Origin of the sequence: Bordetella sp. 02P26C-1 (genome assembly GCF_009763255.1) — a bacterium.
Lineage (GTDB): Bacteria > Pseudomonadota > Gammaproteobacteria > Burkholderiales > Burkholderiaceae_B > Bordetella_A.
Genome location: NZ_WSJB01000012.1, coordinates 229,951 through 256,067 on the forward strand (window position 1 = coordinate 229,951; position 26,117 = coordinate 256,067).

23 protein-coding genes are annotated in these 26,117 nt (G+C 61.0%); 7 read left to right on the forward strand and 16 right to left on the reverse strand.

Annotated features, from left to right (window positions below):
- Positions 1 to 50: 50 nt before the first annotated feature.
- The 3 genes from GOQ28_RS08255 to hrpA form a co-directional block, all read right to left on the reverse strand.
- Positions 51 to 824, reverse strand: a complete 774-nt coding sequence (locus GOQ28_RS08255) for a hypothetical protein (RefSeq protein ID WP_160356107.1) — start codon at positions 822 to 824, stop codon at positions 51 to 53.
- Between the two features lie 188 nt (positions 825 to 1,012).
- Positions 1,013 to 1,777 carry an ankyrin repeat domain-containing protein gene (locus GOQ28_RS08260; protein ID WP_160356108.1) on the reverse strand — a complete coding sequence of 255 codons (765 nt, stop codon included), beginning with the start codon at positions 1,775 to 1,777 and terminating at the stop codon, positions 1,013 to 1,015.
- Between the two features lie 199 nt (positions 1,778 to 1,976).
- Positions 1,977 to 5,864 carry an ATP-dependent RNA helicase HrpA gene (gene hrpA, locus GOQ28_RS08265; protein WP_160356109.1) on the reverse strand — a complete coding sequence of 1,296 codons (3,888 nt, stop codon included), beginning with the start codon at positions 5,862 to 5,864 and terminating at the stop codon, positions 1,977 to 1,979.
- Between the two features lie 161 nt (positions 5,865 to 6,025).
- Between hrpA and argA the strand changes: the two genes are divergently transcribed.
- Entirely contained in the window at positions 6,026 to 7,384 is a 1,359-nt protein-coding gene (gene argA / locus GOQ28_RS08270; RefSeq protein ID WP_160350703.1) for an amino-acid N-acetyltransferase, read from the forward strand.
- Positions 7,385 to 7,528: 144 nt separating this feature from the next.
- The gene (locus GOQ28_RS08275; protein ID WP_160350704.1) at positions 7,529 to 7,801 is read left to right on the forward strand and encodes an oxidative damage protection protein; all 273 of its coding nucleotides are present in this window, start codon (positions 7,529 to 7,531) and stop codon (positions 7,799 to 7,801) included.
- Positions 7,802 to 7,824: 23 nt separating this feature from the next.
- Here the strand turns inward: GOQ28_RS08275 and phoU are convergent, their stop codons facing one another.
- The 3 genes from phoU to rmuC form a co-directional block, all read right to left on the reverse strand.
- Positions 7,825 to 8,547 (reverse strand): phosphate signaling complex protein PhoU, encoded by a 723-nt coding sequence (gene phoU / locus GOQ28_RS08280; protein WP_160350705.1) that lies wholly within the window; start codon positions 8,545 to 8,547, stop codon positions 7,825 to 7,827.
- Positions 8,548 to 8,691: 144 nt separating this feature from the next.
- Positions 8,692 to 9,369, reverse strand: coding sequence for a ribose-5-phosphate isomerase RpiA (gene rpiA / locus GOQ28_RS08285; protein WP_160350706.1), 678 nt, complete (start codon positions 9,367 to 9,369; stop codon positions 8,692 to 8,694).
- 137 nt (positions 9,370 to 9,506) lie between these two features.
- Positions 9,507 to 10,748 (reverse strand): DNA recombination protein RmuC, encoded by a 1,242-nt coding sequence (rmuC, locus tag GOQ28_RS08290; protein ID WP_160356185.1) that lies wholly within the window; start codon positions 10,746 to 10,748, stop codon positions 9,507 to 9,509.
- Positions 10,749 to 11,105: 357 nt separating this feature from the next.
- Between rmuC and GOQ28_RS08295 the strand changes: the two genes are divergently transcribed.
- On the forward strand, positions 11,106 to 11,834 hold the full coding sequence (locus GOQ28_RS08295) for a YrbL family protein (RefSeq protein WP_160356186.1): 729 nt from the start codon (positions 11,106 to 11,108) through the stop codon (positions 11,832 to 11,834).
- Here the strand turns inward: GOQ28_RS08295 and GOQ28_RS08300 are convergent.
- From GOQ28_RS08300 to GOQ28_RS08340, 9 genes are all read right to left on the reverse strand, one after another.
- On the reverse strand, positions 11,795 to 12,490 hold the full coding sequence (locus GOQ28_RS08300; RefSeq protein WP_160356110.1) for a DNA-3-methyladenine glycosylase: 696 nt from the start codon (positions 12,488 to 12,490) through the stop codon (positions 11,795 to 11,797). The two genes, GOQ28_RS08295 and GOQ28_RS08300, sit on opposite strands and share 40 nt — an antisense overlap.
- Before the next feature lie 2 nt (positions 12,491 to 12,492).
- On the reverse strand, positions 12,493 to 12,852 hold the full coding sequence (locus tag GOQ28_RS08305) for a Spx/MgsR family RNA polymerase-binding regulatory protein (protein WP_336603759.1): 360 nt from the start codon (positions 12,850 to 12,852) through the stop codon (positions 12,493 to 12,495).
- Positions 12,849 to 13,658, reverse strand: a complete 810-nt coding sequence (locus tag GOQ28_RS08310) for an ABC transporter permease subunit (protein ID WP_160356112.1) — start codon at positions 13,656 to 13,658, stop codon at positions 12,849 to 12,851. Before GOQ28_RS08310 ends, GOQ28_RS08305 begins: the two co-directional genes overlap by 4 nt.
- Positions 13,655 to 14,575, reverse strand: a complete 921-nt coding sequence (locus GOQ28_RS08315) for an ABC transporter permease subunit (RefSeq protein ID WP_160350710.1) — start codon at positions 14,573 to 14,575, stop codon at positions 13,655 to 13,657. The genes GOQ28_RS08310 and GOQ28_RS08315 overlap by 4 nt, the downstream gene beginning before the upstream one ends.
- Positions 14,572 to 15,699, reverse strand: a complete 1,128-nt coding sequence (locus tag GOQ28_RS08320) for an ABC transporter ATP-binding protein (protein WP_160356113.1) — start codon at positions 15,697 to 15,699, stop codon at positions 14,572 to 14,574. The genes GOQ28_RS08315 and GOQ28_RS08320 overlap by 4 nt, the downstream gene beginning before the upstream one ends.
- A gap of 5 nt (positions 15,700 to 15,704) precedes the next feature.
- Complete coding sequence (locus tag GOQ28_RS08325; RefSeq protein WP_160356114.1) at positions 15,705 to 16,808, reverse strand: polyamine ABC transporter substrate-binding protein; 1,104 nt, start codon at positions 16,806 to 16,808, stop codon at positions 15,705 to 15,707.
- Positions 16,809 to 16,928: 120 nt separating this feature from the next.
- Positions 16,929 to 17,576: a 3-deoxy-D-manno-octulosonic acid kinase gene (locus GOQ28_RS08330; RefSeq protein WP_160350838.1), complete on the reverse strand. Its 648-nt coding sequence runs from the start codon at positions 17,574 to 17,576 to the stop codon at positions 16,929 to 16,931.
- A 58-nt stretch (positions 17,577 to 17,634) separates the two neighbouring features.
- Positions 17,635 to 18,060 (reverse strand): group II truncated hemoglobin, encoded by a 426-nt coding sequence (locus GOQ28_RS08335; RefSeq protein ID WP_160350713.1) that lies wholly within the window; start codon positions 18,058 to 18,060, stop codon positions 17,635 to 17,637.
- 61 nt (positions 18,061 to 18,121) lie between these two features.
- The gene (locus tag GOQ28_RS08340) at positions 18,122 to 20,686 is read right to left on the reverse strand and encodes an ABC transporter permease (RefSeq protein WP_442862088.1); all 2,565 of its coding nucleotides are present in this window, start codon (positions 20,684 to 20,686) and stop codon (positions 18,122 to 18,124) included.
- Between the two features lie 123 nt (positions 20,687 to 20,809).
- Between GOQ28_RS08340 and GOQ28_RS08345 the strand changes: the two genes are divergently transcribed.
- The 4 genes from GOQ28_RS08345 (at position 20,810) to GOQ28_RS08360 (ending at position 24,145) form a co-directional block, all read left to right on the forward strand.
- Positions 20,810 to 21,787: a TRAP transporter substrate-binding protein gene (locus GOQ28_RS08345; RefSeq protein ID WP_160356115.1), complete on the forward strand. Its 978-nt coding sequence runs from the start codon at positions 20,810 to 20,812 to the stop codon at positions 21,785 to 21,787.
- An 89-nt stretch (positions 21,788 to 21,876) separates the two neighbouring features.
- Positions 21,877 to 22,377 carry a TRAP transporter small permease gene (locus GOQ28_RS08350; RefSeq protein ID WP_160356116.1) on the forward strand — a complete coding sequence of 167 codons (501 nt, stop codon included), beginning with the start codon at positions 21,877 to 21,879 and terminating at the stop codon, positions 22,375 to 22,377.
- A gap of 39 nt (positions 22,378 to 22,416) precedes the next feature.
- Complete coding sequence (locus GOQ28_RS08355; RefSeq protein ID WP_160356117.1) at positions 22,417 to 23,694, forward strand: TRAP transporter large permease; 1,278 nt, start codon at positions 22,417 to 22,419, stop codon at positions 23,692 to 23,694.
- 49 nt (positions 23,695 to 23,743) lie between these two features.
- On the forward strand, positions 23,744 to 24,145 hold the full coding sequence (locus GOQ28_RS08360) for a hypothetical protein (protein ID WP_160356118.1): 402 nt from the start codon (positions 23,744 to 23,746) through the stop codon (positions 24,143 to 24,145).
- Positions 24,146 to 24,202: 57 nt separating this feature from the next.
- On the opposite strand, the gene GOQ28_RS08365 is transcribed toward GOQ28_RS08360, so the two are convergent.
- Entirely contained in the window at positions 24,203 to 26,068 is a 1,866-nt protein-coding gene (locus GOQ28_RS08365) for an ankyrin repeat domain-containing protein (protein ID WP_160356119.1), read from the reverse strand.
- Positions 26,069 to 26,117: the final 49 nt, after the last annotated feature.

The following is a 26,117-nucleotide window of genomic DNA, read 5'->3' on the forward strand; positions in this document are numbered from 1 at the left end:
GGATCCAGCGCCCTAACGACGTGACGTGGACTTACGTTCAGCAATAGCAATTAAGCCCAATCAAGAAACAAACTTCTGATAGCCTGGGGTAGAGAGACGGTAGAGCAATCCTCGATAAGACGAAATAACCGGACGTCAGCGCTCAAACCCTGCATCAATGCATGCACCGTTTTTCCTTCGTCGTTTGCGATGTCGGTCTTGGCATCGGCAGCTATCAACTTGGCGCAGAATTCCCAATTTTCTCGCTCGAATGCCAAATGCAGCGCCGTATTGCCTGTCAGGTCTGTGGCGTTGACTATGGCGGCAATTCCCTCATTCCGCGTCCCGGTCCACTTGTCTTCCCAGGCAAACGTCGTCACCAAATCGGGAGAACGGTCGGTGGGCCAGTACCGGTTGTACTTAATTTGCTCAATCAGGATATCAAGCAGGCTCCCATCACTGTAGGGGTGCTCACCCTTGCCCTTGTCGGCGGTCAGCATCAAAGGAGTACGCCCAGATTCCTCGGTGCGCAAGAGCCAAACATCTAGCGGCAGCTTGTCCAACAGGACCACCAAGACATCACCGCACGCGTTGTCGACGGCATAATGCAACGATGAGTACGGTGACTGATAGAGACCTTCGACAAACAACTTTAAATTACCATCGTTTGATAACAGGTCTCGGACGGCGTCAGCGTTATCGAGCTGCACATATTCATGCAATTCCTTGCTCAAACTCTCCACACGCGCGTCGTGCTCTATCCGCGGCTCTTGATCTTGAGCCTCAAGGTCTAATGGGACGTACGTGCCGTCCACGCTCGGCATCACATTCTTAGCTTCTATCATTATGAACCCCCAGGGTGTTTGATATTGCAGTCACCCATCAAAGACCGAATGACTGCACCAAGGTGTGCGTAAATATTTGAACGTCGAACGTGGCATGATCGCGGAACCGCAAAAGCGCGCAGCACTATTAGACGCAGAGCGCATGGCGCTGGATCGCGATTTGCCTGCTGGAGTTGCTCCCGGCAGCTCTATAGCAACGAACACCCCGCCGAACGCGCTGGCCTCGTATTGAAGAATTCCACGTTCATGATGGTGCCGTCTGGCGCGCGATAGTCGTGGCCGGCTTGTCCGTATGCGTACTCTGGGACGGAATCTGGATCCGTGGCAAAGCTACCTACTCCATCGCCATAATGGTTCGTGACGCTCAGGTCTGCCCCTTCCTTGCGCAATAGGCGGGCGCACTCGAAATGTTTATTTTGAATCGCTAACAGGATCGGCGTGTTGCCGTCATGATCCCGCGCGTTGATGATGCTGTTCCGGACAGCAAGGCTGGCAGGTTCGGACGCCTGCTCGCATCCGAAATCGGCTTTGGCGGTCTTTCCCGCTTGATACGTCAAATCCATCTGGAACGCGCGACACTTTGCCTGTTTGGAAAGCTCATCGATAAATGCCGCGTGCCCGTTTTCGACGGCGAGCATCAGCGGCGTTTTCTGTGTCTCCGCGGTCCGAAAATTCCAGACTCGAAACGGCAGGTAATCGAACATAACTTTCAGGCAGTCCGTCATGCCACGTGCAGCGGCGTCATGCAACGGCGAATACTCGGCCACTTCCAGCTCGGCCGCGATGCGGGCCGCGTCTGCCGACGATCTGAGGAGTGTTTTCAGCGCAACCGGGTCATCCGACTGCACGGCGTTCGCGAATCGGCTTATCAGCGGCTCAGGGCAATCCGCAACTTGTGTCGGATCGATTGGGGATGGTGGCGGCATGCCACCAGCAATGTTATTGACCTGCATTTTCTCACTCGGTGGTTTGGCAGCACCTCTGTTCACTGAGACGATGCAGCGAACGCGGAGCGCATATTGAATGGGTGGACCGAGTGTCCAATAGGTCGTGTGGATCCCGCGGGCATCGTGTGTGAGCACGTGGGAAATAGGACTTGCCTGATGCGGTGGGTCGTGCGCCAGTCCCCCCGGCGCACGCGAATTGCAGGCCCTACCTGCGCATCGATTCCCACGACTTCATCAGGCGCTTGACCGAGACCGGCATGGGAGTGCGCAGCTCTTGGGCGAATAACGCGACGCGCAGCTCTTCGAGCAGCCAGCGAAACTCGTCGAGCTTCGGGTCAGAGGCGCCTTTCAACGCGGCGCGGGCGCGTTGGTATTGCGTGAGCAGTGGCGCCATCTCCGACATCAAGCGGGCATCGCGACCGGGATCGGCGCGAAGCTTGTCGATACGAGCGACCGCGGCCTTCAGATAGCGGGCGAAGTGCGTGAGCTGCGCGTAAGGGGTGTCCCGGATAAACCATTTCGGCACGAGCGCACCAATCTGTTGCTGCAGATCGGCATAGGCCGCCGCGTGCGGTTTTGCTTGAGGCAGCTTGCGCTGCAAGGCGCCATACTCCGTCAGGATGGCATGCGACAAGCGCGCGACTTCTTGCGCGAGCAGGCCCAGGCGCCCTTTGCCTTCCTGCCGTCGCGCCTCAAAGGCCTGTTCATCGGCGGGCCACGGTTCAGCGAGACAGGCTTGCGCCAATGCGCAGTCGATGATTTGATCGCGCAGTTCTTCCTGCGTGCCCAGATTCATGAAGAGCATGCTCATCTTCGTCAGATCTGGCAGGTTCTTTTCCAGAAACTTCACTTGCTCGCGTAGACCGATGCGGAACAGGCGCAGCAAGCCCGCGCGGTGATGGCGGCGCGCTTCCTCGGGATCGTCGAACACGTCGAGGTCGCAATGCGTGCCGCGATCCACCAGGGCCGGATATCCGATGACGGATTGACCGCGCCGTTTGATCTCCATGATTTCCGGCAAGGGGCCGAACGACCACGAGGTCAGGTTTTCGTGAGCCAAGGCTTCGGCCACGACGGCATCGCGGCCCGCGAGCTGCTGGAAGGTCGCCTGGGCCTGCTTGCCGAATTCGGCTTTCAGCTGCGCCAGGTTACGGCCGGCGGATAGCATGCGCCCGTGCTCATCGACGACCTTGAAGTTCATGAACAGATGCGCGGGCAAGGTCTCCAGCTTGAAGTCGGCCGGTGCGGGACGCACCTGAACCTGATCCCACATATCCGCGATGATCGCGTCGACGAGGCCTAGCTTTGGATCGGAAAGCCGGTCGTACCAGCGGTCGTAGAATCCGGCCGCGTAGTCTGGCAACGGCACGCAATGACGGCGCAGTTTCTGCGGCAAGGACTTCAACAGCAGATGGACCTTTTCTTTCAACATGCCCGGCACCAACCATTCGCAGCGTGCTGCGTCGATCTGGTTAAGCGCGAACAAGGGTACGGATAAGGTGACCCCATCACGCGGCGAGCCCGGTTCGAAATGGTAGTCGAGCGACATGGTAACGCCCTGCCATTCGACCTGCTTGGGGAACACATCGGTCGTGACGCCGGCGGCCTCGTGACGCATCAGTTCGTCGCGCGTGAGCATCAGGGCGGCGGCCTGTGCTTTGTCCAGCCCACGCACCCATTTTTCCAGCGTGGCGGTTTGCGAAATGCCTTCGGGAAGCTGACGATCGTAGAACGCGTAGATCAGTTCGTCATCGACGAGGATGTCGGGACGACGTGTCTGGTGTTCGAGCTTTTCGATACCGGCGATGAGCTTGCGGTTATGCGCAACGAACGGCAGACGCGTATCGATTTCGCCTGGAACCAAGGCCTGACGAATGAAGAGCTCGCGTGCGTGCTGGGGATTAATGCGGCCGTAATGCACGCGGCGGCCCGCGTAGATGACCAGACCATAGAGCGTGGCGCGTTCATTTGCCACCACCTGCCCTGCTTTCTTTTCCCAGCGCGGATCGGACCATTGGCGACGCAATAGATGTGCGCCGATGCGTTCGATCCAGGTCGGTTCAATACGTGCAACCGTACGCGCATACAGCCGCGTCGTTTCCACCAGTTCGCCGGCGACTATCCAGCGCCCACCCTTCTTGGCCTGGCGCGACCCGGGATGGATGTGAAAACGAATCTCGCGCGCGCCACGATAGACGCCCCCCTCTTCGCCCTTGAATCCGATATTGCCTAGCAAGCCCGACAACAATGCGAGATGCAGTTGTTCATAGGTGGCCTCGGTCTGGTTGACGCGCCACCCCTGCTCGCCGACTAATGCCGACAGCTGAGTGTGAACATCATGCCATTCGCGCAGACGAATGGGCGATAGGAAGTTCTGCCGCAACAAAGCGACCAGTTTGCGCTGCGATGCCTTGTGCTGCACCTGTTCGCCGTACCAGCGCCAGAGTTTCAGAAAGGATAGAAACTCCGATTTGTCGTCGGCGAACTTGGCATGCGCGGCCTCGGCGGCTTCGCGCTCGGCCATGGGGCGATCACGCGGATCCTGCACCGACAACGCGGCAGCGATGATGAGCATTTCCGCCAGACATTGCTGTTCGCGCGCGGCCAGGATCATGCGGCCGATGCGCGGGTCGACTGGCAGTTTCGCCAGTTCATGGCCCGTGTGCGTGAGCACATAGGATGAGCCCGTGCGCGATACCGCGCTGGTCTCGTCGTCTTCATCGGAGGCTGACGCCAACTCGATTGCGCCGAGCTCTTGCAGCAAATGATACCCATCGGCCACAGCGCGTCCCGGTGGCGCTTCGACAAAGGGGAACTGTTCGATGTCGTCGAGCTTTAAGGACTTCATCCGCAGGATCACGGAGGCGAGCGAGGAACGCAGTACCTCGGGATCCGTGAATGCAGGGCGATTGTTGAAGTCCTGTTCGTCGTAAAGCCGTATGCACACGCCTGGCCCAACGCGACCGCAACGGCCCGCGCGCTGATTGGCCGATGCGCGACTGATGGGCTCGATGCGCAGTTGCTCGACCTTGTTGCGCCAGGAATAGCGTTTGATGCGTGCGAGGCCGCTATCGATGACGAAGCGGATGCCGGGGACCGTCAGCGAGGTCTCGGCGACGTTGGTGGCCAGCACGATGCGCCGCGCATTGGTGCGTGGATGAAAGATCTGCTCTTGCTCGGCCTGAGACAGACGCGCGTAAAGAGGCAGCACTTCGGTGCCAGCGGGGTGTTTTTTACGCAGGGCCTCGGCGGATTCGCGGATTTCGCGCTCGCCCGGCAGGAAGACCAGCACATCGCCCGGGCCATGACGCGCGCATTCATCAACCGCATCGACGATGGCGTCGATCAGGTCGCGTTCTTCGTCGCCGGCCAGACGTTCACGGTTGGGCTTGTTGCTGGCAGAGGATTCCTCGTCATCGGTTTCCTCGCGGACCGGGCGGTAACGTATCTCGACCGGATAGAGGCGTCCCGATACCTCGATGACGGGCGCGGGTTTGTCGTCAGATGCGCCGAAATGCTTGGCAAAGCGCTCGGCATCGATGGTCGCCGAGGTGATGATCACCTTCAGGTCCGGACGCCGGGGCAGCAGCTGTTTCAGATAACCAAGCAGGAAATCGATGTTCAGGCTGCGTTCGTGTGCCTCGTCGATGATCAGCGTGTCGTATCGGCGCAGCAAGGGATCGCGCTGCGATTCGGCCAACAGGATGCCGTCGGTCATCAGCTTGACCGACGCATTGGGGCCGGTCCGATCGTTAAAGCGCACCTGATAGCCAACGATCTCGCCCAGCGGCGACTTCAGCTCCTCGGCGATACGCTTGGCGACCGACGTGGCCGCGAGGCGGCGTGGCTGGGTGTGGCCGATCATGCGCTGGCGGCCACGGCCGAGTTCCAGGCAGATCTTGGGCAGCTGCGTGGTCTTGCCGGAGCCCGTCTCGCCGCTGACGATCACCACCTGATGATTGGCGATGGCGCGCGCGATCTCCTCTCGCCGGGCACTGACGGGCAGGTCCTCGGGATAGGTGATGGCGGGAATGGGCCGTTCGGGGCGTGGGGCCTGGTTGCCGCGCGCGGGCGGACGGGGGACTTCTGGCATGTACGATTTATCCTTTGAACACCTATTATAAAAACTTGTGCCGGCCTCGCCGGACGGGGGGGCGGCCGGGAGTCATATAATTTCGCGCAGTACCGTTTATTTGCGGTACCGACCACGCCTGCGAGCGTGCCTACATCCTTAAGGAACCGCACCCTCCCATCATGTCCGATCAGGAACCCGACACCGTCTCCGCCCAAGAAGCCCCCGAATTCGCCCCGGCCCAGTTTGTCCGATGGTTCCGCGAGGTGGCGCCGTACGTGCATGCTTTCCGAGGCAAGACCTTTGTGATTGGCTTTGGTGGCGAGCTGGTGCAGGCCGGCGCGCTCAATGCGCTGGTCCAGGATTTGTCTTTGCTGTCCGCGCTGGGCATCCGTCTGATCCTGGTGCATGGTTCACGCCCCCAGGTCAATGAACAGTTGCGGCTGAAGGGCTTTACGCAGCAGTTTGACCGCGGCATGGCGCCCACAGACCCGGCCGCGTTGGAATGCGCGAAAGAGGCCGCGGGCGAGATTCGCCTGGACATCGAGGCGGCATTTAGCCAGGGCTTGCCCAATACGCCGATGTCGCATTCACACATCCGCGTGATTTCCGGGAATTTTGTCACCGCCCGTCCTACGGGCGTGGTCGATGGCGTGGATTATCAGCACACCGGTCAGGTACGCAAGATCGATGTGGATGCGCTGAAGTTCGCTATCGAGAAAGGTTCGTCGGTGGTGCTGCTCTCGCCGCTGGGGTTCTCGCCCACGGGGGATGCGTTCAATCTGGCCATGGAGGACCTGGCCACCAGCGTGGCCGTGGCGCTGCGCGCCGAGAAGCTGATTTTCTTGTCGGCCTCGCCGGGCGTGCTAGGACCCGACGGCGATGTGGACACGGAACTGGCACGCGCCGATGCGGATGCGCTGCTGCAACAGGGCGAGCTGGACGAAGACACCACCTTGTATCTGCGTCATGCGTCGCTGGCGGTCAAACGCGGCGTGGCGCGCGCGCATCTGGTGCCGTTCTCGCTGGACGGCAGCGTGCTGCTGGAGATTTTCACCCACGATGGCGTGGGCACGATGGTGGTGGAAGACACGCTGGACGATCTGCGTCCGGCCACGCTGGATGATGTCGGCGCGATCCTCAGCCTGATCGAGCCGCTGGAAGCCGACGGCACGCTGGTCCCGCGCCCGCGCAGTGTGATCGAACGCGAGGTCGAACATTTCACGGTGCTGGAGCACGATGGCGTGATTTATGGCTGCGCGGCGTTGCATCCCTACCCGGAAGACCATATGGCCGAAATGGCCTGCCTCATTGTGCACCCGGAATGGCAAGGCACCGGCGAAGGCGAAATCCTGCTGCGACACATGGAATCGCGGGCGCGGGCCATTGGCGCGCGACGTCTTTTCGTGCTGACCACGCGCACGGCGCATTGGTTTATCAAGCGTGGTTTCGTGCAAGGCGGTATCTCGGATCTGCCGCGCGATCGGCAAAGCCACTACAACCGTTCGCGCAACAGCATGATTTTCATTAAGAAGCTGTAACCGGCTTGCTATGGCGCAGAGATGTCTGCGCCATAGCCTGCTGCATGCGGTGCCCTTCGTTTGCGCCTGCCAGGACCGCCATTCCCGTTCGCTCGCCAGGGCCGGTAAAATGACAGGTCCATTATTTCAACTCGGCAGCGAAACATGTCCCGTACCGTCAACTGTGTAAAACTGAAACGCGAAGCCGAAGGGCTGGATTTTCCGCCTTATCCCGGCGAAATGGGCACGCGTATCTGGCAAAGCATTTCCAAGGAAGCTTGGGAAGAATGGAAACAGGTGCAGACGCGTCTGGTGAATGAAAACCGCCTGAATCTGGCAGACGCCCGCGCGCGCAAATATCTGCAGCAGCAGATGGAACGCTTTTTGTTCGAAGATGGCAGCGTGGAAGCCCAGGGCTTCGTGCCGCCGTCGGCGTGATGAAACGCGGCATCCACATGCCGTTATGTGGATGCTGCTTCCCCCGATTCCCCGCGAGCCTGACGCTCTGCATTCTTGGCACCCGTGTGGCGCACATCGGCGCCACGCACCAGATAAATCACCCGCTCCGCCATATTCTTGGCATGGTCGCCGATGCGTTCCAGCGCGCGGGCGATGAACACCAGATCGATCGCCCGGGATATGGTGCGCGGGTCCTCCATCATGTAGGTGATGAGGTTACGCAGGGTGCTCTTCCACTCGCGGTCGACTTCTTTGTCTTTGCGCACGACTTGCGCGGCCTGGATCGGGTCCAGGCGGGCAAAGGCGTCTAGCACCTCGTGCAGCATGCGGACCACGCTGCTGCCCATATGGTGCAGCTCGATCACAGGCATGAAACGTTGATCGGCCTCGACCATGCGCCGCACGGCGTTGACGATTTTCTCTGCCTCGTCGCCGCAGCGCTCCATATCGGTGAGCATTTTCGAGACCGCGAGCAGCGTGCGCAGGTCGATCGCGGTGGGCTGATGACGGGCGAGGATCAGGCTAATGCGCTCGTCGATCTCGACCTCGTGGCGATTGACGAGTTTCTCGCGCTCGCGGACCTTTTCGACTAGCTCCATGTCGCCCGTCGGCACGGCCTGCACCGCTTCCTGAATCATCGCCTCGACCAGGCCGCCCATTTGCAGAAACTGCGAGCGGACGCTGGCCAGATCGGCCTCGAACTGCTTGTTGGTGTGCTCCGTCATCCGGACTCCCTGCGTCGGTTTGTACATGGCTTTCACCCTATATTGGAAACGAATAGAGGGGCCTGCCGACCCGCAAGGTTATGGCGGGATTGTGACAGGAATATGAAACGCGTCGCCGGGGCCAGTCCCGAAGCGGGGTTTCGCTCAGTCGCGGTCCAAGCGGCGCACACCGTTTTGCGTGGCAAGCAGCGCCACGTGCGCGCCGACACGCGCGAACAGGCCGCAGGTCACGACGCCAGCGATATTGTTGACGATGAGCTCCAGCGCGGGCGCGTCATCGATCTGTAGACCGGCCACGTCCAGAATGATGTTGCCGTTGTCGGTGGTCACGCCTTCGCGCAGCTTGGGCTTACCGCCCAGCGCGGCGAGCGCGCGTGCGACCGATTCGCGCGCCATGGGGATGACTTCGACGGGCAACGGAAACTTGCCCAGGCGTTCGACCAGTTTCGATTCGTCGGCGATGCAGATGAATCGCTCGGCCACGGAAGCGACGATTTTCTCGCGTGTGTGCGCCGCGCCGCCGCCCTTGATCATGTGCAGGCGGCCATCGATCTCGTCGGCGCCGTCGATGTATACGGGCATGGAGGTCACCTCGTTCAGGTCATAGACTTTCAGTCCGTGACCGGCCAGACGAGCGGCGCTACGTTCGGAGCTGGCGACCGTGCCACCCAGTTTGCCCTTGAAACGGGCCAGACCGTCGATGAAAAGGTCGGCGGTGGACCCGGTGCCCACGCCGATGATGACGTCGGGGCCAACCAGGGGTTCGATCAGGGCGAGCGCCGCATCGGCGGCTTGCTGCTTGAGTTCTTGCTGAGTGAGCATGGTGCGCGAGCGCGCCAGGAGCGCGCGTTGAGTTCATAAAGGGCCGGTGGCGCGGGATCAGGGGAAACCTCGCCGCCTGCAGGAGAAATTTTACAGAAGAGACGGACTGAGCGCGGCAAACCCGCACTGGCGTCAGCTCAATCCTCGCCCAGCAGCTTGGTGGCCTCGTCGTCGGGCAATGCCTCGACCGTTTTCAAATTACGCAGCATCGCGCGGGTACGGACCTCGGTTTGGCCGAGTTTGCTGCTGGCGGTGTCCAGGGTCTTTTTCACGCTGGCGAGCGACTCGCCGAATTTCGCGAACTCGGTTTTGACGGCGCGCAGCACCTGCCAGACTTCGGACGAACGCTGCTCGATGGCGAGGGTACGAAAGCCCATCTGGAGGCTATTGAGCATCGCGGCCAGGTTGCTCGGCCCCGATACATTAACGCGCATGCCCTGCAGCTTGTCGATCAAACCCGGGCGGCGCAGCACCTCGGCATACAGGCCCTCGGTGGGTAGAAACATAATGGCGAAATCGGTGGTGTAAGGCGGCGCGATGTATTTGGTCGAAATCTGACGCGCCTGGATTTCGATGGCGCGCGCGAGCGCCGCACCGGCGCTGCGTTCGGACTCTGCATCGGCGGCGTCGTAGGCGTCCATCAAACGCTCGTATTCTTCTTTGGGAAATTTGGCATCGATGGGCAGCCATACAGGATCCGAGCCGCAGGCGCGACCGGGCAGGCGGATGGCGAATTCGACCACCGCGTCGCTGCCGGGCACGGGTTTGACGTTGGCCGCATATTGGTCCGGCGTCATCACATCTTGGATCAGGCGGGCCAGCTGGACTTCGCCCCAGGTGCCACGCGATTTAACGTTGGTCAGGACGCGCTTCAGATCGCCAACGCCGGCGGCAAGCGATTGCATTTCGCCCAGTCCCTTGTGGACCGCGTCCAGGCGATCGGAGACGAGCTTGAACGATTCGCCCAGGCGTTGTTCCAGCGTCGCGTGCAGCTTTTCGTCCACCGTACGGCGCATTTCCTCTAGCCGCGCCCCGTTGTCGGCCTGCAGCGATTGCAGACGTTGATCCACGGTTTGGCGCACTTCCTGCATGCGACGGTCGTTGATGGCGACCAAGCCCTCGAGCCGTTCGCTGAATTGGGTCGAGAATCGTGTCAGGGACTGTGCGTATTCCGCCCGCGCGGCCTGCGCATCGCGCGACAGCACGGCACGCAGCGCCTCCTGACTTTGCGCGAGCTCCATGCGCAATCCGCGTGCGGATTCGGAGAACTCGGCCCGCAGTCCGCGCTGCATGTCGTCGAGTTCGATACGCAAATCGCGCTCGAGTCGGTCCAGGCTGTCCAACACGGTTTCGACCGTCGTTGTGTCCGAGCGGCGCATCGACAGGCGCGCAACGAAGAGAAGGACGAGCACCGAGATACCTAAGGTTATCCACGGCAAAACCTGAGTCCACGCGATGGTGTCAAACAAAAGCGATCTCCTGAAAGCGCTATTGTAGGCGGGCTGACCAGGTGAACTTGCGGTTCGCAGGGTCGATGCCCGGCTGTTCAACATGAGGAGGTCCCCCTGGTAAAGCGTGCCAATAAGTCGCCGCCTTTACCCTGCGAAGTTGCACGGGAAGCGCAGACCTTCGACAATGACGCAATACCAGACCAATCCGATATCGTTTTGCATTCCGACACCTTTTCTTCCGGAGCTTCCACGCACCAGCCCACCACGGCGCTGGCCGCCACGGCAATGGCCGCCAGGGCGCACATCGCCGGGGCTGGCGCAGGTCACTTCAACCAAGTGTTCGGCCCTTTAGATCTGTCCGGCGCGCAGATCCTCGCCAAGGGCGCCGATCGCTATGTGTTCCAGCATCCGTCCGAGCCTTCCCTGCTGGTGAAAGTGGTGAACCTGGATGCCTACAACGCCTATCTGGCGCGCAAGCCGTTCAAGCGTTTCTACAAGCAGTTTCAACGCGATCGCGCTTATCGCGTGTATCTGGACGAGATTTCGGAATATGTGACCACCACGACCACGCCCACGCAGGCGTGGCAGGTGCCCATGGCGCGCGTGGTCGGGTTGGCGCAGACGTCGCTGGGTCTGGGGCAACTCGTCGAAAAGATCACCGGAGACGATGGCGCTCTGGCGCCCACGCTGGCAAAGTTGATGGCTCGCGGCGGCATGACGCCGGAACTCAGCGCGCAGCTGGATGCGTTTTTCGAGGAGCTGATTGATGCTCACGTCGTGATCAGCGATCTGTCGGCCAAGAACATCGCGCTGGGGCGCAATGCCGACGGAAAACCGGGCATGTACTTGATCGATGGCTTTGGCGTATTGCCGTTGATTCCGCTGTATGCCTGGAGCAAGCGCCTGAACGACCGTCGTATGCGGCGCAAGTATGCGGCCTGGCGGGCACGCATTCAGCGCGAGTACGATGAAGCTCAGGCCAAAATGACGCCGTCGCGATCAACCCAATCGTAATCGCGACCAGCCTGCTGGCCCCGGCGCAGCGGATTGCGTGTGCAATAAGGCGCGTATTCGGGGTCCACGTAGCGGTAGCGCAGATGTTCGTCACGCCCTGGCGGGATACCCAGACGCGGCGTGTTAATGAGGCGCTGCGGCGATTGCCCGATGTCTTCGACGAAAAAGGTATCCGGATCGAAACGTTTTGCGTCCCAGTCGGGGACCTTCAACCCCAACGTGCGACATAGCAGTGTTTGCCCCGCGCACAGACGTGTAGGCGGACGAGGCAGGCCTCTGGCGTCGGGACTGAGCGCCTGCATGCGCGCCAGCGCCTCTGGGCCGGAGACTGCATCGGTGACGGGATAAGCCGATTTAATAAGCACGGCATTACCCGGCCCGCCCGCACTGAAATTCAGGGAATCGCCACCGCGCGCGTAGTACATGTAGACCGTGCCGCCATCCATGAACAGCGCGCGGCGCTTGTGCGTGTAGCCCAGAGAGGCATGGCTGCCCTTCTCGTCCAGGTAATACGCCTCGGTCTCGATGATACGAACCGACAGCCACAGATCGCCCAGGCGTCGGCGTATAACCTTGCCAAGCAGATCACGCGCCAGCTGGCAGGCGTCGCGATCGAAAAAGGCATCGGGCAACGCGGGGCCAGGCTGGCGTGTCATATTCAAGCGAAGCGTTCCGTGTAGCGTTTTTCGGAAAAGCCGACGCTGACTTCGCCGTCTGGCGTCACGGTGACAGGCCGGCGCACGAGGGCTGGATATTCAGCGATCAACTGCGTCCATTCTGCATCGGTCTGCGCGGTCTTGCGATCATCGGCCAGATTGCGCCAGGTCATGGAAGCGCGATTGACCAGCTTTTCCCAACCGCCCAACTTGCCGGCCCACGCCTTCAAGGTTTCGGCGGGCACGGGCTGGTCGCGATAGTCGATGAACCCGTGGGCGACGTTATTGGACTTCAACCATTCGCGTGCCTTCACACAGGTGCTGCACTTGGTCAGACCGTAGAGGGTGGCTTGCTGCTTCACTTCGACTCCTCTTCCCTGCGCTGCTGCAGGCGATTCATGATGATGACGCATACGCCGACGACCAAGATGAAAATCGTGGCCAGCGCATTGACTTCGGGTTTCAAGCCCAGACGCACGCGCGAGAAGACTTCCATCGGCAACGTCGTCGAGCCCGGGCCCGACAGGAACGAGGCGATGACCACGTCGTCGAGCGACAAGGTAAACGCCAGCAGCCAGGCCGCCATCAATGCGGGCGCGATCATGGGCAAGGTGATGCGAAAGAACACCGTGAGCGGCGTCGCCCCCAGGTCGAGCGCGGCTTCTTCGAGCGAACGATCCAGATCACGGATACGTGCTTGCAGCACGACCGCCACATAGGCCACGCACAAGGTGACGTGTCCGACCCAGATCGTGAACACCCCATTGTCGGCCGGCCAGCCAAAGAGCGTGCGCATTTCCACGAACATGAGCAAGAGCGAGATGCCGAGCACGACTTCCGGAATCACCAGGGGCGCGCTCAGCATGCCCAGGTATAACGTGAACCCGCGAAAACGACCCATGCGTCCCAGCACGTAGCCCGCCCACGTGCCAATGACGACCGCCGCAGTCGCCGTGAAGACGGCGATCTTGAACGACAGCCAGGCAGCGCTCAGCAGCGCACTATCCTGAAATAACGCGCTATACCAACGCAGCGAGAATCCGCTCCACGAGGTCACCAGCGGTGAATCGTTGAACGAGAACACCATCAGGCTGAGGATAGGCGCATACAGAAAGAAGTAGCCCAGGCCTAGCACCAGGGCACGCAGCGTTTTATTGGGCCCTTTCATGCTCGACCCCGCGTGCTTAGTTCCTGCTGGCGCACCTGGTTGTACTGGAACAGCGCAAGCGGCACCAATAACAGCAGCACCATGATGCAGGTGACGGCCGAAGCCATCGGCCAGTCGGCGTTATTGAAGAACTCGTTCCACATCACGCGGCCCATCATCAGCGTATTCGCGCCGCCCAGCATCTCGGGGATCACGTACTCACCAACGGAAGGAATAAACACCAGCATCGCTCCCGCGATGACACCCGGGCGGGACAACGGCACGGTGATGCGCCAGAATGCCTGCCATGGGCGCGCGCCGAGGTCATAGGCGGCTTCAAGTAAACGCAGATCCATCTTCACCAGATTGGCGTACAACGGCAGGATAAAGAATGGCAGATAGGCATAGATCAGCCCGATATATACCGCCAGATCCGTGCGATAAATCTCCAGCGGGCTGGAGATAATGCCCAGACTCATCAAGAACTTGTTGAGCAGGCCGTCGTTGCGCAGAATGCCCACCCACGCGTAGACGCGCAGTAGCAACGAAGTCCAGAACGGCAGTATCACGCCCAACAGCAGCAGATTGCGTATCGATGGCGACGATCGCGCGATGTAGTACGCAATCGGATAGCCGATCACCACGCAGCACACGGTGGTGACCGCCGCCATTTTCAGCGAACTCAAATACGTTTGCAGGTACAGACTGTCGGTAAACAGTCGGATGTAGCCGGCCAGGTGCAAACTGAATCGCACAGCCTCATCTTCGAATTCCGCCAGCGCCGTGTAAGGCGGAATGCCGAATTCCAGTTCGGCGAAACTGATCTTCAGTACCAGCAGAAACGGAATCAGCAGGCACAGCGCCAGCCAGATAAATGGCGGCACGATGGCCAGCGTGCGACCTGATGGCATCAGATTACGCGGGTCCAGCCGTTTCATGATGCCAGCACCGTCGCGCTATCCGCATCCCAGCTCACGTAGACCTCTTCGTCGATACCGGGGGCATCGAACTGCGTGAGCTGCAAGCTAGGCACGCTGGCTTCGACAACCTTGCCGGAGTCCAGGCGGATTTGGTAGAGGGCATAGCTACCCATCCAGGCCATATGGCTGACCATGCCATGCGCCCAGTTGTAGTCGCCCTCGGGTTGCGCGCGAGTAACGACCATGCGCTCGGGGCGGATGGAGACATGGACCTCCATGCCTAGCGGCTCGCTCACGCCATGGCTGACGTAGAGCGTGCGCGAAAGCTCGGGGCATTCGATCGCCACATGATCGGGCTCATCCACGACAATGGTGCCCGACAGCAGATTGGTCGATCCAATAAAGCCCGCCACGAAGCGCGAGTTCGGGAACGCGTACACGTCTTGCGGCGTGCCGCATTGCACGATCTGCCCCTCTGTCATGACGGCGAGGCGATGCGCCATGGTCATGGCTTCTTCCTGGTCGTGCGTCACCATGATGCAGGTCACGCCGACTTGTTCCAGGATTTTGACGAGCTCGATCTGCGTCTTTTGACGGATCTGCTTGTCGAGCGCTGACATGGGCTCGTCCAGCAGCAAGAGCTTGGGGCGTTTGACCAGGCTACGCGCCAGCGCGACGCGCTGCTGTTGGCCGCCCGACAACTGATGCGGCTTGCGGCGCGAGTATCCGGCCATTTGCACGAGGTCCAGCGCCTCGAACACGCGATCGTGGATTTCCGCGCGATCGACGCCCTCCTGCTTCAAGCCAAACGCGACGTTGGCTTCGACCGTCATATGCGGGAAAAGCGCATACGACTGGAACATCATGTTCACGGGCCGGCGATACGGCGGCACGCGGGTGATGTCCTCGCCATCGAGCATGATCTGGCCCGAGGTGGCTTCCTCAAACCCGGCCAGCATGCGCAATAAGGTCGATTTGCCGCAACCGGAGCTACCCAAGAGCGCGAAAATCTCATTGCGCCTGACGCTCAGATTGACCGAACGCACCGCGACCACGTCGCCAAAAATCTTCACCAGCTCGGTGACCTTGACGAATTCGTCAGGGTCACCGGTATGCTGCGCCGTGTAACGGCTATCGCTCATGATGCCTATCGTCCGGACTTGAGTTCCGCCCACATGCGAGTCTGCAGGCGTTGAATATTCATCGGTTGCGCCTTGATCACGTACAGCGATTTGGCGACATCGGCCGGCGGATAAATCATCGGGTTATCCGCTACGTCCTTGACCACGAACTCGCGCGCCGCCTTGTTGGCATTGGGATAGAACATGGTGTTGGTGATCGCCGCGTGAACTTCGGGTTTCTCGATGTAGTTGATAAAGGCGTGCGCCTCGTCGACATTCTTGGCGTCTTTGGGGATCGCCATCACATCGAACCAAGCGGGCGCGCCGCCCTTCGGGATGAAGTAATTGATCTCGTAGGGCTTTTTAGCGTCCTGCGCGCGCTTGCGCGAAATCATCACGTCGCCCGAAAAGCCATAGACCATGCACAAGTCGCCCACCGCCAGCTCATCGATATAACCGGACGAGCTGAACTGACGAATATAGGGGCGGATCTGCTTGAGCAGCGCCAGGGCCTCTTTGTAGTCGTCGGGATTTTCGCTGTTGGGGTCCTTGCCCAGGTATTTGAGGACGGCCGGAAACACCTGCGCGGCTTCGTCGAGCATGGAGATGCCGCATTCTTTCAGTTTCGCGGCGTTTTCGGGCTTGAACAGCATGTCCCAGTTGGCCAGATCGACATCATCGCCAAAGATCTGCTTGACCTTGGTGACGTTGTAACCCAGGCCATTGGTGCCGTAGCCCCAGGGAATGACATACTCGTTGCCCGGATCGATCGAGGCCACCAGCGCCATGATGTCCGGATCCAGATTCGACCAATTGGGAATCTTGGATTTGTCGAGTTTCTGATACAGGCCGCCCTGGATTTGCCGCGACGCGTAATGGGTGGAAGGAACCACCACGTCGTAGCCGGATTTACCGGTCAGCAGCTTGGCCTGCAAGGTGTCGTTACTGTCGTAGACGTCGTAACGCGCCTTGATGCCCGTCTCGCGCTCAAAGCCGGGGATGGTGTCGGGCGCGGTGTATTCCGCCCAGTTATAAACGTTCACGACCTGGTCTTTTGCCCAGGCGCTCGATATCGCAGCAACAGCCAGCGTCGCCCCGAGCGCCCACTGCATCCCCGCGTATTTCTTCATTGCGAGCCCCTTGCCGCATTCGACGAATGCGAAATTTGCCAAAGGGCAAAATGATAATGCCTTTTTGGCGAGGTCCGGCCCGCGGCGGAGCCGATTTTCCTGTTTATGACAGCGGTAGCGTCAATATAGCGCCTGATAAGAACGCTCCAGACGCTCCCAACATTCCAGACCGCGCTCGCCGCCGACTTTCTCCAGGGAACGGCGCAAACGCAGCAGATTGGCGCGACGCTGGCTTTCGGACACGCCGCCTTGAGTGCCTCGGTCGAAGTCGATCAGCCAGGCCAAGCCCTGAGCATCGAGCAAAATGTTAAAGGCGTTCAGATCCGCATGCCAGACGCCCGCGCGATGCATGGCAGCGATGGCGCGGGCGGCGGCCTCCCATACGGGTTCGTCCAGCAAATGGGCCAGTGGACGGACATCGGGGATTCGTTCCACGAGGATCGCTGCGCGGTAGGTCAATCCGTGGCGCCAATAGGCGGCCGCTAGCGGCGCGGGGACATTCAGGCCCTGCTCTCGCATCCAAGCCAGCAGGCGATATTCGCGAAAGCTGCGCGTGCGCGATTCGCCCTGCCAAATATAGGCCTCGCGGCTCAAGCGTGCGACCAGGCCGCCGCGCCGGTAACCGCGCAGCACGCCGTGCCAGCCGTCTTTTTCGACAAACCACGCGGCTTGGCGCCCGCCCGCGTCGACAGGACGCGCATGATCGCCGTAGTGGGCGGGATCCAGCAGATCCGGGCTCGCTGAGCCGACGCGCGCGCTGCACAGCATGGCCCCCGCGGGCGCCCCTGACCAGGAAAGCGACTGCGTATCCGCGTCGATATCGCGTTTAGCCGTCACGATTGCGCATCCAGTCAGCCGTGCCGAAAAACGCCTCCAGCAGGCGGTCCACGAGTTCCGGTGGGAAGCCTTCGTCCTGCATGGCGCGGCCCATGCAAGCGAGCCACTGATCGCGCTCTACGATGCCAATCGAAAACGGCAGATGGCGCGCGCGCAACCGAGGATGGCCATAACGCTCGATGTAGTAATTCGGCCCGCCAAAATACCCGCACAGAAACAGAAACAGCTTGTCGCGCGCCGAATCGAGGCTCGGCCCATGCGCGGCGCGCAAAATGGCGAAGTCCGATTCCATTTCCATCAGGTCATAAAACCGGTCCACGAGCGCGCGAATCGCAGGCTCGCCGCCTAGGGTTTCAAACAAGGTGACCGAGTTGTCCAAAGATTCGGTCGTGGGTTGCACCCGGGTAGAGGTCATCACAATCTCGCTAGCCGGTGCGACACGCTCGCACCGGATTTTGTTTCCAACATGCCGGCCGTCATCCGGCCTGTCGCAACGTCAATAAAGGAGGCGTGCGCAGCACCCCGCGCAACGCCATGGCCGCGCCGCCCCAGGCGGCCAGTATGCCCACGCCGATGCCCGCCAACCAGGGCCACAGGCTCAACGTGATACGGAAATCGAATACGTAGGTCGACAGCGCCCACGCAATCGCGCTCGCCCCTGCGGCCGCCAGCAAACCGGCCAGCCCGCCCACGGCCCAGACCTCCAGGCGCTGCGCGCGGGCGAGCTGGCTGCGCGTGGCGCCCAGGGCACGCAGCACGGCGGCCTCGCGGATGCGTTCATCGCGCGTAGCCGTCAGCGCCGCCGACAGCACCAGCACGCCGGCCGCCAGGGTAAAGACGAATAATAGCTGGACGGCAGTGATCACCTGATCCAGCACGGATTGCAGTTGACTCAGAATCGAGCCCACATCGAACACGGTCAGATTGGGAAACTGCTTAAGGAGTTCGCGGGGGAGATCGGCGCGGTCGGCCGGCAGGTGAAAGGACGTAATCCAGTTCTGAGGTGCATCCCGCAAGGCCACCGGTGACAACACCGCGAAAAAATTGACCTGCATCGAGTCCCAGTCCACGCTGCGCGTGCCCGCTACCGTGACGTCTATCGGCTGACCGGCGACATCGAACGTCAGTACGCTGCCGACACCGATGCCCAGCGATTTCGCCAGTCCGGCCTCGAGGGAAACTTCTGGCGCATTGGGGTTCAGCCATCGGCCATCGACCACGCGGTTGGCGGCCGGCAACTGTGTGCCGTACGACAAGTTGAATTCGCGATTGACCAAGCGTTTGGCCCGCGGCTCGTCGTAGTCGTCCGGGCCGACCTGGCGGCCATCGACGGCGACCAGCCGGCCGCGCACCATGGGCCACAACGTCGGATGATCGATCCCATGCGTGGCCAGGAAATTCTGCACGGGCTCACGTTGGTCTGGCTGAATATTGATCAGAAACCGATTGGGTGCATCCGGCGGCAAGGTACGCTGCCAGCCCGCGACCAAGTCGGTCCGGGTCATCGCGAGCAGCAGCAACGCCATGAGTCCGACGGCCAGCGCGCAGACCTGCGTGATGGTGGCCGCCCTGCGACGCACCACACCGGCCAACGCAAACCGCAGCGTGGGCATCCCTGCCGCCCAGCCCCGCAGGCGCGCCAGGGCAAGCACGCATAGCCACGCCACCAGAGCGAAAGCGCCAAACGCACCAAGAAAGCCAGCCGCCACCACGCCGCCGAGCCGCGCATTCCCGGCGAACCACCAGATCAAGAGCGCGAAGCCCACGGCGCCCAACGCGTAACCCAGCACTCCCCGCAAGCGCCCGCCATCGGCTTCGCGCCGCAAGACGCGCGCGGGCGGCACATGACGCAACTGCGCCAACGAGGGCAGCGCGAATCCCAACAGCAGCAATATGCCCGTGACCAGCCCTTGCAGCGCCGGCATGAGCGACGGCGCAGGTAACTCGGTGTCGATCAAATTGCCGAGTGCGTATACCAAGCCCTCGTGCACCGCATAACCGAGCAGGCCACCCGCAGCGGACGCGCACAAGCCAACCAGCACGAATTCAGCGAAGAGCATCAGGGTGATTTGCCGTTGTTCGGCACCCAGACAGCGCATCACCGCGATCCCATCGCGGTGACGCACCATGAAACGCCCAGCGGCCAGCGCAACGGCCACCGCCGAAATCAAGACCGCCAGCAACGCCACCAGGGCCAAAAAGCGCTGTGCGCGGTCGAGCGTGCGCTGCACTTCGGGCCGACCCGATTCCACAGTGGCGATCTTCTGCCCTTTTTGCAGGTGGCCCTGCAACCAGGAGGAGTAGGCGGACATCTCGTTCGGATCACCCGCGACCAACAGCGCGTGGCCGACGCGGCTACCCAGCGTGACTAAACCGGTCGCCTCCAATTCGTCGGCGCGCATCAGCACGCGCGGCGCGACGTTGACGAACTGCATGCCACGATCCGGCTCATAGGTGATCACCCGCGACACCTGAAAGCGACTGTCCCCCAGCCCCAGCGTGTCGCCTACCCCGATATTCAGCAAGGCCAGCAGCTGCGCGTCCACCCATACGGTGCCTGCGGCCGGGATGTCATGGGTGACTTGTCCCGCTGTAACGGGATCAGCCGCCACGCGCAGGCTGCCGCGCAGGGGGTATCCCACCTCGACCGCCTTGACCGAGACGAGTTGCGCCGCATCGCCCGCACTGGCCATGGAAGGAAACTGCCAGGTGCGCGAAACCTCTAACCCACGCTGCCGCGCGGCATCGATCGGATCCTGCGCCACCGGCGCATCTGCCTCGAGCAGCAGATCCGCCCCCAACATCTGACTGGCATCGCGTGTGAGCGCCTGCCCTACCCTGTCGGCTAAAAATCCCACGCTGGTTACTGCCGCGACCGCCACGACCAATGCCCATATCAAGAGCCGCAACTCGCCGGCACGGGCGTCGCGCCACATCATGCGCGCGCCCTGGCGCAGCGTGGCCATCAGACTAGGGCGAGGGGTTCGATTTTTTTCGATCACAGGACGGCCAGCAAGGTCGGAATCAGGGAAATCCATCATTCTTCAATGGTAACCAATCACGGGTTTATCGGTGGTTTGTCAGCTGAATCCCGCTATCATGCGCGCAGGGCGTAACATGCGACCGACGACATCAGAATTCGTTCAAATAAAGGAGAAGACACTATGCGCAAGACTTGGCTCGCCGCAACCATCATGGCTGCCTGCGCTGTCACCGCCGCGCTGCCCGCCGCCGCGCAGAACACGCTGAAGATGGCATACGCGCTGTCCACCAACTCGCACTATGGCGCGGGCGCCGATGCCTTTGCCAAGTCCATCGAGCAATCGACGGGCGGCAAATACAAAGTGCAGCAGTTTGCAAATAGCGCGTTGGGTGGCGAACGCGAGGTGATCGAGGGCCTGCAAATCGGCACGATCGACTTGGCCATCGTCTCGACCGGCGCCACGCTGAACTTCGTACCCGAGACCGGCGTATTCGACATTCCGTTCCTGCTGCGTGATCTGGATCACGCGCGCAAGGTGCTCGACAGCGACATCGGCCAGGACATGCTGGCGAAATTCCCCGACCGGGGCATCGTCGCGCTGGCCTGGGGCGAACAGGGCTTTCGCCATCTGACCAATAACGTCCGTCCCGTGAAAACGCCGGCCGATGCCAAGGGCCTGAAGATCCGCACCACGGAAAACCCGATCCATATCACCGCGTTCCGCGCGATCGGCATTCTGCCCACGCCCATGGCATGGCCCGAGGTCGCGACCGCGTTGCAGCAAGGCACGATCGACGGCCAGGAAAACCCGCTGTCGGTGATTACGTCCGCCAAGCTGTCGCAAATCCAGAAGCACCTGTCTCTGACCGGGCACGTGTATGGCCCCGCGCTGGTGCTGATGTCGCCGAATGTCTACGACAGTCTTTCGGACGAGCAAAAAGCGCAGTTCAGGCAAGCCGGCAAGGCATCCGCCCAAGCCATGCGCGATTTTGTCGATAACATCGAGAAAACCGGCGTGGACCAATTGCGCGCCGAAGGCATGGAGGTCACTACCGATGTCGATGGCCCCGCCTTCGCCGCGGCAGTGGAAAAGGTATATCCGGAATACTATAAAAAATACGATAAGGGTCTGATCGACTCGATCCGGAATACGAAGTAATCGTTGCAGGCGGGTCAAGCCAGGCGCATGACGTGGTTCGCATGGCTTGACCTGTTTCTTATCCCGCCCCCATCCGCATCTGGAATCCCATGCGTATGCTCCGTATCACCGAACGCGTCCTCTTTAAGGTCGTGTCCGTCATCGCGCAGTTGCTGCTGGTCGCCTCGGCGGGCGCTGCGTTCTATCAAGTCATCGCCCGATTTATCCTGCAGTCGCCCGCCGACTGGAGCGAGGTGCTCACGCGCGCCTTGCTGATATGGACCGTATTGCTGGGCATTTCCCTGGCGTTTCGCCATGGCGCGATGATCAGTGTGGAACTGCTGCAGAACCTGCTGAAGAATCGACGGCAACGGTGGCTGCAGCACGTCATCGCGGTGACGTGTATTGGCTTTCTGGGCTTTATCGCCTGGATTGGCGGGCAAATGACTTATCGCGTGCGCTTTCAGAACGTACCGAGTCTGGATATCCCGATTTCTTGGATCTATCTCGCCATCCCCGTGGGCGCGACGCTGGCCGCTATCGCGGTCTTGATGCGTTGGCTGCTCGGCGCCGACGAACCCGCGCCGGTTCGTAATGACGCACAGGGTTGATTCCGTTTCCCGGCACGCTTTGCATCCGAGCTATCTGTCATGTCGCAATTAATGATTCTCACGATGCTGATCTTCTTCGGGCTGTCCGTGCCCGTTGCGGTCGCCATCGGTCTGGCCAGTGTGACTGGCGTGCATGTCGCCGGCCTGCCCTGGCTGGTGATTGCGCAGCAACTGTATGCCGCGCTCGATAAATATCCGCTGGTGGCGGTGCCGTTTTTTATTTTGGCCGGCAACCTGATGGAAGCCGGCGGCATTTCGGAACGCATGGTGGAATTCGCCAAGAGCGTGGTGGGCGGTATCCAGGGCGGGCTGGCTTGCACCTGCGTGCTGACCTGCATGATCTTTGCGGCCGTCGCGGGCTCGAGCGTCGCCACCACGTTCGCCGTGGGGGCGATCCTCATTCCCGCGATGGTGCGACATGGGTATCCCGCGCCTTTCGCTGCGTCGCTACAGGCCAGCGCGGCGGAGCTAGGCGTGGTGATTCCGCCTTCGATTCCGATGATTCTGTTTGCCGTGTCTACTGACACTTCAACGGGCGAACTGTTTATCGCGGGCGTGGTGCCGGGGATACTGATTGGCGGCGCGTTGATGCTTTATGTCTGGCTCTACGCCAAGCGCAACAACCTCGGCAAGCTCGATGGGCAAGGGCGATTGCCCCTGTGGCCGGCATTCAAACGGGCGTGGCTGGCCTTGTTGATGCCCGTGATTATCCTGGGCGGCATCTATGGCGGCATCTTTACGCCCACGGAGGCCTCGGTGGTGGCCGTGGTCTACGCCGTGCTGGTTGGGAAGTTCGTCTACGGGCGGCTCAGCCTGCGCACGATCTCCGACACGCTACACCGTTCGGTGATTTCGACCTCGGTGATCATGTTCATCATCGCCAACGCGGGCGTGTTCAGCTTTTTGCTCAATCGCGCGGGCGTGCCGGACGCGCTGGGCGCGTGGCTGGCGCAACTGTTCCACGACAAGACGACGTTCCTGATCGGGGTCAATGCGGCGCTTTTTGTTATTGGCATGTTTATCGAAACATCCGCTTCTGTCGTGGTGCTGGCCCCGCTATTGCTGCCGGTCGCCATGCAGTTCGGCATCGAGCCGGTGCATTTCGGCGTCATCATGGTGGTGAACCTGGCGCTCGGGATGATTACACCTCCCTTCGGCGTGAATCTGTTCGCCGCATGTGCGGTAGGCAAAGTCCCGCTTGAGCGCCTGGTCAGGCCGCTGATCCCATTTGTGCTGGTGGTAATCGCCTGCCTGCTGGTGATCACCTATTGGCCGGGACTGTCGCTGGGGCTGCGCGATCTGGTGTATGCCAAATAGGCGGCATGCCTTGGGATGAGGATCGCTCTGTGCTACCGTGGCAGCTGATATGAACGCACCGTTTCCTATCCGCCAACCCTGCCCGCCCGGGGCCTGTATCTGCGATCATGATCGGCTATTGGAGACGCCGGGCGCGGATATACGCATACTGCGCCTGACGCGCCAGGAAGAAAAGAAGCTGCTGTTGCGCCTGGAAAATCTGGCGAGCCTGGACGATTTGCGGCGCATGCAGGAACGCCTGCATGCGCTCTTGGGCATCACGTTAACCGTGCACCCCGGTGCGAACGAAGTGCGCACCGTGCGCGGCCTGCAGATCGAAGTCGCACCCATGCCGGGACTATGCAGCAAGACACGGCAAACCATCCCCGCCGCTGTGCGACGCGGGCTGGATCGCAATCCCGCTATCGTGTATGAGCTGTTGAATTCTCACGACTTGCTGGGCAGACTTTGAACGAGCACCGTGACACACCCGCCCCTTGGCACGCAATAGCCAACGCAATTACCGCACTTAGAGCCGCCGCTTTCGTGCGCCGGTGAGGTCTCCGGCCTCCAGTAATAACCGATAAGCCGCCCAAGCGCCTCGCTTGGCCGCAATTTGCTTGGCGGTCCAGTTGCCGTTCGTGGCCATGATGTCCGCTCCGGCGGCGATCAAGATTCGCACGACCTCGTGATGGTTGTAGCCAGCCGCCACCATCAATGCGGTATGGCGCAGGCTTCGTGCATTCACATCCGCGCGCGCCTCGATCAACGCGGCGACAATATCAGCGCGGCCCTTCATGGCGGCGAGAATCAGAGGTACCTGACGAGCGCGTGGCCCCGGGCCAGGCTGCGCGCCCAGCTCCAGCAGCTTTTTGACGGCGTCCAGATTTCCGAGGTAAACCGCCCGTGTCAGCGCCGTGCCAGCGTCGGCATCCCGGGCATCAAGTTGAGCACCCTTGCTGCATAGCACGGGAAGAAGATCGACTCTCCCCCGCTCCACTGCCCTCATGAGCGCGGTCGTTCGATCAGGACGCGATGACGCATTGACGTCAACGCCGCTGGCAAGCAGTACTTCGATCATCGCATCGTCCCCGCGCTCGATCGCAACCAGCAAAGGAAACTTGCCGTCGATTGAACACAGGTTTGCATTCGCGCCGCGCGCGCTGAGCTCCGCCACGATGTCGGCATGCCCGTGCTGCACGGCCAGCATCAGCGCCGTCGATCGCTGGTCGTTTGGCTCGTCCAACAGCCGCATGGGATCGTGGAGCAGGTTCCGATTGCGGTCGGGGTCGGGCGTGCGCTTTACGTCAAGGAACGCTTTGATCGCCGGCAAGTTACCCAACCGGGCCGCAACCATCAGGGCCGTTTCGGAATAGAAAAACCTGCCGCGGCCGGCATTATTCACCAAACATTGCGTATCGCTTTGAAAATATGGGGCGCTTTCAGGCGCTCTTGCATTACTTAGCGCGTGATGCGACCGCCGTGCAATGTCGACGTCGGGGTGCGCGGCGAACAAGGTGACCAATTCCGGCGCTTTGGCCTCCATCGCACTCAGCAAGACGCTATAGCCCCGATAGTCCCTGGCCGTGACGTCCGCCCCTCTCTGCAGCAGCAGATGCACCACGTCTGTCTTCTGGGCACGGATGGCGGTCAACAATGGCGTCAGCCCCGTCTCCGGATTACGAATATTGACGGGCGTGCCCAGGTCCAGCACGAGTTCAACCATGTGGGCGTCCGCGCGTTCAATCGCGGTAAACAGGGCACGCCCCTCGGGATAGGGACCATCGATCTTGGCGCCCATCTCGAGCAACACCTTGACCGCCCGCACATTGCCTCCTGACACCGCGGCAAGCAAGGGTGTCTTGCCGTTAACACCCATCAATTCCAGATCAGCGCCGGCTGCGCGCAGAACGTTCAACATCACCACATCGTCGCGCGCAGCGGCCAGACACAGGAGGGTCCCGCCTATCTGGTCATCCGGTTGGTTGACCTCCGCTCCCGCCTCGCAGAGTAACGCAACTACCTCACGATGCTGGAGCAAATAGGCGATGGCCAGCGGGCTCATCACGTCAAAGTCGTTGCCGGGAGAGGCGAGCACCGCGGGACTGGCGTCGCAATGGCGAAGCAGGATCTCGACAATCTCCACATTGCCCGTCATAGCCGCCTGATAGAGCGCGGGATGTCCTTCATTCAGAGGTTCGGAGAGATCGAAATCGGGGCGCTGCTGCAAAAGCGTGTTTAACGTGCCCTTGTTACCTTCTTCGATAGCCCGACGCAACGATTCCATGTAATCCCATTCTTCGGAATCGTCGAGGGGCGTGACCGCGTCAAGGGGCAATGCGGTCGCATGGCCAGCGGGCCAGAGATGGGAAAAAGTATTTGAATTGATAGTCACGGGACGCACTACGAGAAAGATGTCTGGATCAGGAATGACCAACAACAAT

What these genes read in the sequence shown, in the direction of transcription:
- GOQ28_RS08320 (WP_160356113.1), bottom strand. Translation starts at nt 15,699, where the DNA reads ATGAGCGATAGCCGTTACACGGCGCAGCATACCGGTGACCCTGACGAA.
- GOQ28_RS08345 (WP_160356115.1), top strand. Translation starts at nt 20,810, where the DNA reads ATGCGCAAGACTTGGCTCGCCGCAACCATCATGGCTGCCTGCGCTGTC.
- GOQ28_RS08330 (WP_160350838.1), bottom strand. Translation starts at nt 17,576, where the DNA reads ATGCTGTGCAGCGCGCGCGTCGGCTCAGCGAGCCCGGATCTGCTGGAT.
- rmuC (WP_160356185.1), bottom strand. Translation starts at nt 10,748, where the DNA reads ATGCGCCGCTCGGACACAACGACGGTCGAAACCGTGTTGGACAGCCTG.
- GOQ28_RS08360 (WP_160356118.1), top strand. Translation starts at nt 23,744, where the DNA reads ATGAACGCACCGTTTCCTATCCGCCAACCCTGCCCGCCCGGGGCCTGT.
- GOQ28_RS08340 (WP_442862088.1), bottom strand. Translation starts at nt 20,686, where the DNA reads ATGATGGATTTCCCTGATTCCGACCTTGCTGGCCGTCCTGTGATCGAA.
- hrpA (WP_160356109.1), bottom strand. Translation starts at nt 5,864, where the DNA reads ATGCCAGAAGTCCCCCGTCCGCCCGCGCGCGGCAACCAGGCCCCACGC.
- GOQ28_RS08350 (WP_160356116.1), top strand. Translation starts at nt 21,877, where the DNA reads ATGCGTATGCTCCGTATCACCGAACGCGTCCTCTTTAAGGTCGTGTCC.
- GOQ28_RS08255 (WP_160356107.1), bottom strand. Translation starts at nt 824, where the DNA reads ATGATAGAAGCTAAGAATGTGATGCCGAGCGTGGACGGCACGTACGTC.
- GOQ28_RS08295 (WP_160356186.1), top strand. Translation starts at nt 11,106, where the DNA reads ATGGCCGCCAGGGCGCACATCGCCGGGGCTGGCGCAGGTCACTTCAAC.
- GOQ28_RS08325 (WP_160356114.1), bottom strand. Translation starts at nt 16,808, where the DNA reads ATGAAGAAATACGCGGGGATGCAGTGGGCGCTCGGGGCGACGCTGGCT.
- GOQ28_RS08315 (WP_160350710.1), bottom strand. Translation starts at nt 14,575, where the DNA reads ATGAAACGGCTGGACCCGCGTAATCTGATGCCATCAGGTCGCACGCTG.
- argA (WP_160350703.1), top strand. Translation starts at nt 6,026, where the DNA reads ATGTCCGATCAGGAACCCGACACCGTCTCCGCCCAAGAAGCCCCCGAA.
- GOQ28_RS08355 (WP_160356117.1), top strand. Translation starts at nt 22,417, where the DNA reads ATGTCGCAATTAATGATTCTCACGATGCTGATCTTCTTCGGGCTGTCC.
- GOQ28_RS08310 (WP_160356112.1), bottom strand. Translation starts at nt 13,658, where the DNA reads ATGAAAGGGCCCAATAAAACGCTGCGTGCCCTGGTGCTAGGCCTGGGC.
- rpiA (WP_160350706.1), bottom strand. Translation starts at nt 9,369, where the DNA reads ATGCTCACTCAGCAAGAACTCAAGCAGCAAGCCGCCGATGCGGCGCTC.
- GOQ28_RS08300 (WP_160356110.1), bottom strand. Translation starts at nt 12,490, where the DNA reads ATGACACGCCAGCCTGGCCCCGCGTTGCCCGATGCCTTTTTCGATCGC.
- GOQ28_RS08260 (WP_160356108.1), bottom strand. Translation starts at nt 1,777, where the DNA reads ATGCAGGTCAATAACATTGCTGGTGGCATGCCGCCACCATCCCCAATC.
- phoU (WP_160350705.1), bottom strand. Translation starts at nt 8,547, where the DNA reads ATGACGGAGCACACCAACAAGCAGTTCGAGGCCGATCTGGCCAGCGTC.
- GOQ28_RS08275 (WP_160350704.1), top strand. Translation starts at nt 7,529, where the DNA reads ATGTCCCGTACCGTCAACTGTGTAAAACTGAAACGCGAAGCCGAAGGG.
- GOQ28_RS08335 (WP_160350713.1), bottom strand. Translation starts at nt 18,060, where the DNA reads ATGACCTCTACCCGGGTGCAACCCACGACCGAATCTTTGGACAACTCG.